Raw genomic sequence first — 9,550 nt, forward strand, 5'->3', positions numbered from 1 at the left:
GCCGATAAGAACGCCATTCTTCCACTTTTTGCTCTGTCTGCCCTGTATTTTCGTTCTTTATCTTTTCGGCATATTCAATCAGTTCGTCCGTAGCCTCTGCCCTGCGGTTGAAGATAACATCCTCCACAAGATTTCTCAGATCGGCTGGAATATCATCATATACAACTCTATCAGGACTATATCCGGTATATAATCTTATTCCAAAGTTCCTATCAAGCTTTTCATCCCATGAAGCATTAAACCTTAATCTATCTGCTGGTGTTATGAAAAACGCTGCTTCTGTCGTCTTTGCTTCAGGATTTTTATCTTTCTGATAATTTGCAGCAATAGTTAAACCTCCGTTTGAAGTTCTTTTTGATACTGATAAATAATATTGCTGATAAAACTCAATATCATTTTCATCATTTCCAAAACTATACCGATATTCATTATGAACCGGGTTATAAATACTTGTGAGATGGTTATACTTTTCTTTTTTATATCTCTGTATGGCCATTTGCACCTCGCCACGTACTTCCCACACATTCCGACGAGTTCTTTTAGTTGTTATTAACAGGACTGGTCTTTTATCAGTATTTCCATTTAAGGCCAAAGCAAATACGTTCTGAATAAGGCTTACTTCTTCTATATCAAAAATGCTGAGACCACTAATATTCTGCCTTATAGAACCATCTACAATATAAACAGGAGATTCATTTTCATTAAACAGATAGCCAAAAAAATAATTATTTAAAACAGGCGTCAAACTGTGTGAAGGTATTTTGTCTAAATCCCCTGCTTTGACTGTTTTTAAAATAGTAAAATTTTTATTAAGTGATAATCGCCCTAAATCTATACGTGTAGAATCTCGAGAGTATACTCCATAGAAAGAAAAAATAAAAAAAACGAAGACACATACATATTTAACCATAATATTTTTTTACTGTAAATATATTATGTATTATTAAGATAAAAAACAGACAAACATTTGCTTCGCTTTAAAAAGCTCGGCTGAATCTACAAATGAATTAAAATTTTACTTTTCTTTTTTAGTGCTTAGAAAATTCTGTAAGTTCCGATAACCAAACTTTAATATAATCCCCTTTGGGATCTGAGTCTTTTATTTGTTTATCTAAATTAAAAGATGGATTTATTTCTTTCTGAGGAGTCCCGATACCTGCTAATAATGCCCAATTCCCCCAATTACTTGCTGGTGCATAATCCAGCAACATTTCTTCAAAATAAGCTGCACCGTAAGACCATGGTAATTGCAATTCATTAATCAGATAAGAAGCTACAGTCTGGCGACCTTTATTTGCCATAGTTCCTCTATGTTTAAGTTCCTGCATGTTGGCATCAACCAAATCAACTCCTGTTTCGCTATTTCTCCATTTATTAAACAGCACTGCTTGTTCTGAAGTAAGCGGAGCTATCTGTTCTGTATCAACAAAATAGGCTGTACTGTGCTTTTTAAACATAAAACGGAAAAAATCTCTAAACAGCAGCTCGTTAATTAGTAAATTTATATTATCTGTACCTCCTCTTTCGCGTTCGTATCTCTTAAGCTCCCAATATACCTTTCTCAGAGAAATGCATCCTAAAGAAAGCCAGGGCGAAAGAAGGGAATTGCGATTAAATCCGGTTAGTAAATTTCTTTTTGCTTTATAATCTCTTAACGAATCACTTTCCCACAAATACTCATTTAAACGTTGAAGACCGGCAGTTTCACCACCTTTAATATCAGTTACCGTTAGATCATCTTCTTCAAAACCTAAATCTTTTAATACAGGCACTTCTGATTGTGCCAGATTTCCAGGCACTACAATTTCCTCCGGAGTCTGAAATGGCTCTCTGATTTCACCTTCCCGTTCTACTTTTTTCCTAAACTTAGAAAACAAATCCGGAATATCTTTTATTGGAAATGGCAGGTCTTCTTTGTGATATAAGGTGTGTCCTATAAAATGCTTTAAATTTACCTGGGATTTCCATAGCGCATCTTCAACTGCAGAAGAAATATCTGTTTCTTCCGACGCGACTTCCCTATGATGGTAAACCTCATCTACGTGATATTCTTTTACTAACTGCGGAAGTACTTCTTCGGGCTTTCCGGTTAGCACCAATAAATCTCCACCTAGTTTTTTAAAAGAACGCTTTAGATCAGCAACACTTTCTATAATAAATTGAGTTCTATGCTTACCTGTTTTTCTTGTACCGTAAATTGTTTCGGCATAATATCTTGGATCGAAAATATAAACGGGAACTATCTCAGAACTCTTTAAGCTTGCTTCAATCAATATTTCATTATCATGAATGCGCAAATCATTCCTAAACCAAACTAAGATTGTTCTACTCGTCATACCAAGAAATCAGAATGTGATCAAATATCGGAATGCAATTTGCTTATAATTTTCTCTATTTAGACAAAATAAAAACAATTTTTACCTGAAACAAACATTCCTCTTTATGATTTTGCGCCGATGTACGACAGTAAAGTATCAAGATATCCGAAAATTAAGAGGCAGGAGTTTGATGGTTAACCGTAAAGGGCACAAGTAATGTACAAGTGCACATGGAGCGTTTCAAACGCTGACAGGATTATAGAATGGAACGTATGTTACCTTATTTGCGTTATAAATCCCTTTTGGTTGATTGCTTCTTCATACTTTCCTAGAGGTATGTCTGCGATGAAATAGGGGAATAGTAGGAGAATAACTATAGGATAGTACCAGGTATAAGCCAGATACAGTGGAGAATAAGCGGAGTAAAGGTGGACTATACGTGGATGAAAGGTGGAATTATAAATTTATTTGGCAAGATGCGTGTATGCTAATTTACGAAAAAACAGATAAGAATCTAAAATATCGGATTGTAGTTTTATTATTAACCGCAAAGTACTCAGATATAAATTTCATTCTTTGAAAGACAATAGTTGATCTGGTTAAGATAATATTAGTCAAGCACTTTCCCAAAGGGATGTCCAAATGGAAGCCTTTGGCTCCTTCGGCAAGTATCAAGACTCGGGAATTATTTTGAGAACTTAGTACCCTTTGTAGTTTTATAAGCGTTTTTAACGGAACTTAAGTTTTAGTATTTTTGTAATATGGAAAATAAAATTGCTGTTTACAGAAGGGAACAGTTTAATGCAGCTCACAGATTAAACAATCCCGAATGGTCTGAAGAAGAAAATCAAAGGATATTCGGGAAGTGCAATAATCCAAACTATCATGGTCATAATTATATTCTCGAACTAAAAGTAGTTGGATTTCCAGATGCCAAAACCGGATACGTTGTTGATATGAAGATTTTATCAGATATCATCCATAAGGAAGTTATCAAGAAATTTGATCATAGAAACCTGAATCTGGATACTGAAGAATTTAAAACTTTAAACCCTACAGCAGAAAATATAGCTATAGTTATTTGGAATTTGATTAGACCGCATATTTCATCAGATCTTGATCTTTATGTACGGCTTTATGAGACTGAAAGAAATTTTGTGGAGTATCCTACGGTATAATTAAAAAGGTTCTGATTAAATCAGAACCTTTTTAATTTAGTATAAAAATTCCGCTAATACTGCTCTAAAAAGTACTTCGAATAATTTACTTGTTTAGTATCCAAAAACTTGGCAGCTTTTTTTAATCTGCTGATAAAATCCGAATAGTCTTTCCTTTCCTGTGCTGTCCATCCCACTTCTGCCATTGCCAATACTCGAGGGAATGTCATATGTTCAGCATGTTTTCCATTTGGTATATACTCTGACCAAACATGCGCCTGAACACCTAAAATATGCTTTTTCTCTGCTTTAGTGAGGCTATTTGGCAAAGGGTTGTAGCTATATACGGTCTCCAGTGGGAGGTAGCTACCAATTGCAACCGGTTCTCTTTTACGCATTTCCGGAGTTTGATAATAGTCCAGATACATATAATGGTTTGGCGACATGATCACATCATGTCCCAATTTCGCTGCATCTATTCCTCCTTTTTCCCCTCTCCACGACATTACAGTAGCATTCGGTGCCAGCCCTCCTTCCAATATTTCATCCCAGCCAATAATAGCTCTTCCCTTTGAATTTACAAACTTTTCTACACGCTTGATAAAGTAACTCTGTAATCCGTGTTCATCCTTCAGCCCTTCCCTTCTTATTAATTCCTGGCAATGTGAGCATACTTTCCAGTTATCTTTTTTTGCCTCGTCTCCTCCAATATGTATATATTTAGATGGAAAGACTTCCATTACCTCCGTCAATACATCTTCTACAAATTTAAAGGTACTTTCTTTGGGGCAGAGTATGTCTTTCTGTATTCCCCAGGCCGTTAACACCCGATATTTTCTGTCCGGAAAACAGCTTAACTCTGGATATCCTGCCAACGCAGATAAGGTATGACCAGGCATATCAATTTCGGGTATAATAGTTATAAATCTGTCTTGAGCATACTTTACCAGATCCTTAAGCTCTTCGTGAGTATAATAGCCTCCATGTCTTTTTCCATCAAATTTTCTGGGTTTATCACTTACATGACCTATAACTGTACTATCCCTCCAGGCCGATATCTCCTGAAGTTTCGGATACTTCTTGATTTCCATACGCCAGCCGCCGTCTTCTGTCAGGTGCAGATGGAACTTATTAATTTTATAGGCAGCCAGTACATCAATGTATTTTTTAATAAACGATACCGGAAAATAATAACGCCCTACGTCTAACATTACTCCTCGATGTGCAAACCGAGGCTCGTCCTTTATTGATATCGCTGGTATTTCTAATTTATCCTTTTGTCCAATTGGTATTAATTGACGAAGTGTTTGCACTGCCATGAAAGCTCCAGCAGGACTTTTGGATTTGATAGAAATTAGTTGTGGACTTACATGTAGGATATACCCTTCCTCGTTTCCGATTTGAGGATCCAGTTCAAAACGTATCGAACGAGCTGCCCCGGTTTGCTTTATCTGAATACCGTAATCATTTTTAAGCAAATCTATCAGGTAGGTGCTCGCAGTTTTTATATCTGCATCTTTTGATTTTAAATCTAAACCAACCTGATTATCTAACAAAAATATCCCTTGCACTTTCTGCATTTCCAAAGGTCGAGGGATTAGAGGCAAATCGCTCTCCTTGTATTGAGCATTAAGATTAAAGGAGCAAAAAGTGAGTAAAGAGATCTTAAAACAGATTAAACATTCTAAATATTTCATGCGCTGTTTATAATTTATAATTGATTATTAAAAACCTGAATCGTCTAAGGCAAACGTATTTTTTCTACTCCTCCATTTTCCTCTTGTAAAATCAGGTATATCCTGCGAAGCATTACCTTCCTCCAAAGACTTTACAGAAAGTGGAAAAACAACACTCATTGTTACAGAGTCGTACACATCGATCGGAGTTTGCTTCTTTTGTTTAACCGCTTGCACAAAAGCGTTAAATACAAACCAGTCCATACCTCCATGCCCTGCTCCCTGTGCTATATCAGCATATTTTTTCCAAAGCGGATGGTCGTACTTTTCAAACCACTCTTTGGTAGAATCCCACTTATGAGATTTTGATTTGCCTTCTATATGAATAGATTTAGCTACATCCATCCATATTCCATTCGTTCCCTGAACTCTAAAACCTATGGAATAAGGTCTTGGTAAGTGCGTATCATGTGTTAAACTAATGGTTTCTCCATTGGCACAATTAATCAACGTAGTTACGATGTCTCCGTTCTTATAATTAATTTTAGAATTTGGATGTCCCGGAGATTGCTTATTTACATAATCTGTTAATCCTCTGGCTTTGGACGAAAATGAAACCATATTAGTTAATCTGTTTCCCCGATTAATATCTATATAATTCATCACTGGTCCTAATCCGTGTGTGGGATATAAATCACCATCTACGTCTATGTTATATTGTGTACGCCACTGTGCTTCTCCTATTGATTTTTCCTGGCCGAATTCTACTCCGTGTCCATAAAAGTTTTTGCCATCATTAAATAGAACATCACGTAAATCATGCTGATAGCCCCCCTCCAGATGAACTAATTCACCAAATTCGCCAGCTCTAACCATATTTAACACCGCTAAAACATCTCTCCTGTAACAAACATTTTCGAGAGTCATATAGGGTATACCTGTTTTTTCTGATGTATTTACAACATCCCAATGGTCCTGAACAGTTAAACCGGCGATAACCTCACATCCCACATATTTACCTGCATTCATAGCATCTATTGCCTGATCTTTATGAAATTGCCACGGTGTGGATATAATTACCGCATCAAGTTCTTTCCGCTCCAACAGCCTCTTATAAGCATCCAAACTACCTGTATACTCTTCAGGCAATTTCTTTCCGGCTTTCACAAATTGTTCACGACACAATTTTAAAGAACTTTCCTGTATATCACATATGGCTGCAATTTCGACATCATCTCTTAACAAACCTTCTCTTATATGGTTCCTTCCTCTTAAACCAACACCGATATAACCTAATTTTATATTTCCTTTATCTTTAGCAAATAAGATTCCTGAGGGTAAAATTGTCGTTCCTGCAACAATGGTGCTATTTCTAATAAATTTTCTTCTATCCATTTATTCTTTTATAATATTCAAAACCGATATAATTTATTGATATACAATTTAATGAATTACTTGGGGATATCATTTTGAAAGAAACAATTCTTCCGTCTGTTGCATTAGAACAAACTTCACAACCGCATCCTTCGCAGACCTTAATTCAGTGCCACTCTTTTGTATATGTCTTATAGTCTTATAACTACTTTATTTCCAACTCGGCCACCAACGGTAAATGGTCCGAGGCATAAGTTTCATTTACAACCTTCAGACTCTTCACTTTAAATTTATCTGCCGGCCTGTACATGATATAATCAATAGTCCTGTCTGGTTTATTCATAGGAAAAGTATAAGGACAATCTGTGCAGGTTGGTGTAAGTACATGTTTTATGACACTAATAGTTTGCGAAGTAGGTAAGGCGTTCCAATCACCCGCCAACACTACGGGATAGGTCAATGACCTGACAATGTCTACAAGCGTATTAGCCTGTAAAATTCTATTGTCTTCAGCACTGGTATGGTCCAGGTGGGTAGAGCCAAAATAAAATTTATGCCCTTCCTTTTCTATCAAGATCAGGGCTAAAGAACGAGGCTCAAACCCGGTTCCGGTTACAGATAATTCATATCTTTTACTTTCTATTATAGGAAACCTGGACAGCACAGCATCTCCATATTCTCCGCCCTGATAGTCCATTGCTTTTGTAAAATAGTAATACATTCCTGTTAGGCGACCTAGTTCTTTTGCCTGATCTACAGTGGTTCCTGATCTTTTGGTTTTATTATCCACTTCGCTTAATGCTACCAGATCTGGTTTTTGCACATTAATGACCTGCGCTATTGCTCCTAAATCTCGATAAGATGCATCCTTAGATGGTGGATTGCCTATATGAATATTATAAGACATTACCTTAAAAATAGGCCCCTCTTTTTCTTTAACAGGTGGTTTATTATCTTTTTCAGGCTCTTCGGTGTTCTTTCCACACGATACCGATGAGATCGAAACAAGTAACACAAAAATTAAAATCTTAAAATTTCTCATAATACAGAATTTTAAAAGGAGGGCGGCATACACCCTCCGTATCATTAATAAAAGAATTGTAAATCGGCTACTATTGGTAAGTGGTCACTTGTAGAAGTTGTTCCTACACTATAATTCACACCCCTGAATTTATCTGATGGCTTAAACATTAACATGTCTGAGTTACCTGTTGGGCCACTTTTCGGATAATTTAGAGGGCAAGTAGTACATGGAAAGCTAAATTGTGTTGAAAATTTCTGATATACAGTCCCTGTTGTCGCTTTATCATTAAAGTTTCCGGCTAAAACAACCGGGATTTCGGTATATGTTTCCATTATGCCAAACAACTCATTTACCTGCCTGTCTCTTCGGGTTGTATTTGCATTTAAATGCGTACCGGCAAATATCAGTTTATCCTGGGTATTTATATTTACTGTTAACATTCCTAATGGTCCTTGCTCCGTAGCATCGGAATATAGCTGTCTGGCAACTTGTTCTTCTACCGGGAATCTAGAATAAACGGCGGTACCGTATTCCCCTCCCTGATAAGCCTGTGCAGGCGCGAAGATATAGTTCGGCAAATTAGTCAGCTCAGATAAAATTTTCGGAAGATCTCTTCCTCCACTACGTGTTGTTTTACTATCTATTTCCCGAATAACCAATAAATCGGGGTTAAAACTATTGACTATAGCGGCCACAGCATCCATATCTACAGTACCACTTTTTATACCGTAAGACATTACTCTAATGGTTATCCCGTCTTTTTGAGCCTCTACCAGAAAATATGCGGTTTTCAATTTTTCGTTAAGCGGCACACTACCGGAAATACTTTCGATAGAAACTGGCAGCAGATATTGTACAAATGGTGCCAATACACCTTTAGTCTTAACTTTTATCTTTAAAGGTGCAGAACTTAAAGAGCCCTTATTTATCTGTCCTTCAAAATCATCTATAGTGTAGCTTTGAGCAGGCAATGGTGTATAGCTTGTGCCATTGTTTTGATTAAACTCTGCCACCATATCAAGGTCTACCTTAAATTTCACATTGATATCTTCCTGTGGATATTCGGGACCACCATAAGCAGCTCCAAAAACGATAGTTTGTGCAGTATCAGTTATTTGCAAGATATGCTTAGATACAGATTCTGCTGCTTGTGGCATATACACTTTTGCATATTGTTCCGGATTAGAGATATCGGTATCGTATTTACAACCCGATAAAATAAGACAAAATGCAACGCACAGGTACTGATATAATCTAGTTTGGTGTTTCATATTGTTAGCTTTAAATGATTACCAATAAGGATTTTGAACCATATTAGTGTTTTTATTAATTTCTGTTTGGGGAATAGGGAAAAAGTAAAAACTTTTTCTAAACACCCGCGTCTCAAAAACTACCCGTTTGTAAAACGCCGGAGGATTTTCCAGAATATTCATACCATACATTGGCCCTCCTTCGGTTTGCTCCGCAATTTTCCACCTCCTGGTATCGAAATATCTATGATGTTCAAAGGCCAATTCTACTCGTCTTTCAGCTCGGATTACTTCTCTCATCGCATTTTGATCAGCAGGGACTGGCAACGCATTGGTTCCTTGTCCATATTGTGGTATGCCGGCCCTCTCTCGTATCATATTCAGATACTTTAAAATATCCGGATTATCTTTATCATATTCATTCAGTGCTTCTATATAATTCAGAAGAATTTCCGCATATCTCATCATCAGGTAAGGTCTTTTATCGTAAACTCCTGTCTTTGGATTAGAACCGGGTGATACATTCTTTCTTATAAAATAGCTTGTTCTTGAATGATCCCATGATCCTGCAGGTCCAGACTCACCGGTATTATAAGTCTGAATAATCTTTACTCCTTCGCTTGTATTTATCCAAGGCGCATTATTATAATTCACACTGACATAAAACCGTGGTTCGCGGTTAGCATACATATTTGAGGTATTAGCGACTCCCTGAACTGTAGAAAACCCTACCTCAGTATATCCTGAAGCT

8 protein-coding genes are annotated in these 9,550 nt (G+C 36.8%); 1 reads left to right on the top strand and 7 read right to left on the bottom strand.

The window, feature by feature from the left end; genetic code table 11:
- Both ABWO41_RS11515 and ABWO41_RS11520 read right to left on the bottom strand, forming a co-directional pair.
- Positions 1-910, bottom strand: a 910-nt coding sequence (locus ABWO41_RS11515; protein WP_353137839.1) for a hypothetical protein, incomplete at its 3' end; no start/stop codon positions are given.
- Between the two features lie 118 nt (positions 911-1,028).
- The gene (locus tag ABWO41_RS11520; protein ID WP_353137841.1) at positions 1,029-2,336 is read right to left on the bottom strand and encodes a DASH family cryptochrome; all 1,308 of its coding nucleotides are present in this window, start codon (positions 2,334-2,336) and stop codon (positions 1,029-1,031) included.
- 743 nt (positions 2,337-3,079) lie between these two features.
- On the opposite strand from ABWO41_RS11520, the gene ABWO41_RS11525 reads away from it, so the two are divergent.
- Positions 3,080-3,496, top strand: a complete 417-nt coding sequence (locus ABWO41_RS11525; protein WP_353137843.1) for a 6-pyruvoyl trahydropterin synthase family protein — start codon at positions 3,080-3,082, stop codon at positions 3,494-3,496.
- A 53-nt stretch (positions 3,497-3,549) separates the two neighbouring features.
- Here ABWO41_RS11525 and ABWO41_RS11530 read toward each other — a convergent pair whose 3' ends face one another.
- The 5 genes from ABWO41_RS11530 to ABWO41_RS11550 form a co-directional block, all read right to left on the bottom strand.
- Positions 3,550-5,172 carry a beta-N-acetylhexosaminidase gene (locus tag ABWO41_RS11530; protein WP_353137845.1) on the bottom strand — a complete coding sequence of 541 codons (1,623 nt, stop codon included), beginning with the start codon at positions 5,170-5,172 and terminating at the stop codon, positions 3,550-3,552.
- A 27-nt stretch (positions 5,173-5,199) separates the two neighbouring features.
- The gene (locus ABWO41_RS11535; RefSeq protein ID WP_353137847.1) at positions 5,200-6,546 is read right to left on the bottom strand and encodes a Gfo/Idh/MocA family protein; all 1,347 of its coding nucleotides are present in this window, start codon (positions 6,544-6,546) and stop codon (positions 5,200-5,202) included.
- Positions 6,547-6,730: 184 nt separating this feature from the next.
- Positions 6,731-7,567: an endonuclease/exonuclease/phosphatase family protein gene (locus ABWO41_RS11540; RefSeq protein WP_353137849.1), complete on the bottom strand. Its 837-nt coding sequence runs from the start codon at positions 7,565-7,567 to the stop codon at positions 6,731-6,733.
- A 44-nt stretch (positions 7,568-7,611) separates the two neighbouring features.
- Positions 7,612-8,820, bottom strand: a complete 1,209-nt coding sequence (locus ABWO41_RS11545; protein WP_353137851.1) for a BT_3987 domain-containing protein — start codon at positions 8,818-8,820, stop codon at positions 7,612-7,614.
- An 18-nt stretch (positions 8,821-8,838) separates the two neighbouring features.
- Positions 8,839-9,550 (bottom strand): RagB/SusD family nutrient uptake outer membrane protein (locus ABWO41_RS11550; protein WP_353137853.1); only part of this gene is annotated, 712 nt, incomplete at its 5' end.

Origin of the sequence: Pseudopedobacter sp. (assembly GCF_040392825.1) — a bacterium.
Taxonomy (GTDB): Bacteria; Bacteroidota; Bacteroidia; order Sphingobacteriales; family Sphingobacteriaceae; genus Pseudopedobacter.

Bases quoted from the DNA above. Each gene is read 5' to 3' on its own strand.
- ABWO41_RS11540 (WP_353137849.1), bottom strand. From the start codon at position 7,567: ATGAGAAATTTTAAGATTTTAATTTTTGTGTTACTTGTTTCGATCTCA.
- ABWO41_RS11525 (WP_353137843.1), top strand. From the start codon at position 3,080: ATGGAAAATAAAATTGCTGTTTACAGAAGGGAACAGTTTAATGCAGCT.
- ABWO41_RS11520 (WP_353137841.1), bottom strand. From the start codon at position 2,336: ATGACGAGTAGAACAATCTTAGTTTGGTTTAGGAATGATTTGCGCATT.
- ABWO41_RS11535 (WP_353137847.1), bottom strand. From the start codon at position 6,546: ATGGATAGAAGAAAATTTATTAGAAATAGCACCATTGTTGCAGGAACG.
- ABWO41_RS11530 (WP_353137845.1), bottom strand. From the start codon at position 5,172: ATGAAATATTTAGAATGTTTAATCTGTTTTAAGATCTCTTTACTCACT.
- ABWO41_RS11545 (WP_353137851.1), bottom strand. From the start codon at position 8,820: ATGAAACACCAAACTAGATTATATCAGTACCTGTGCGTTGCATTTTGT.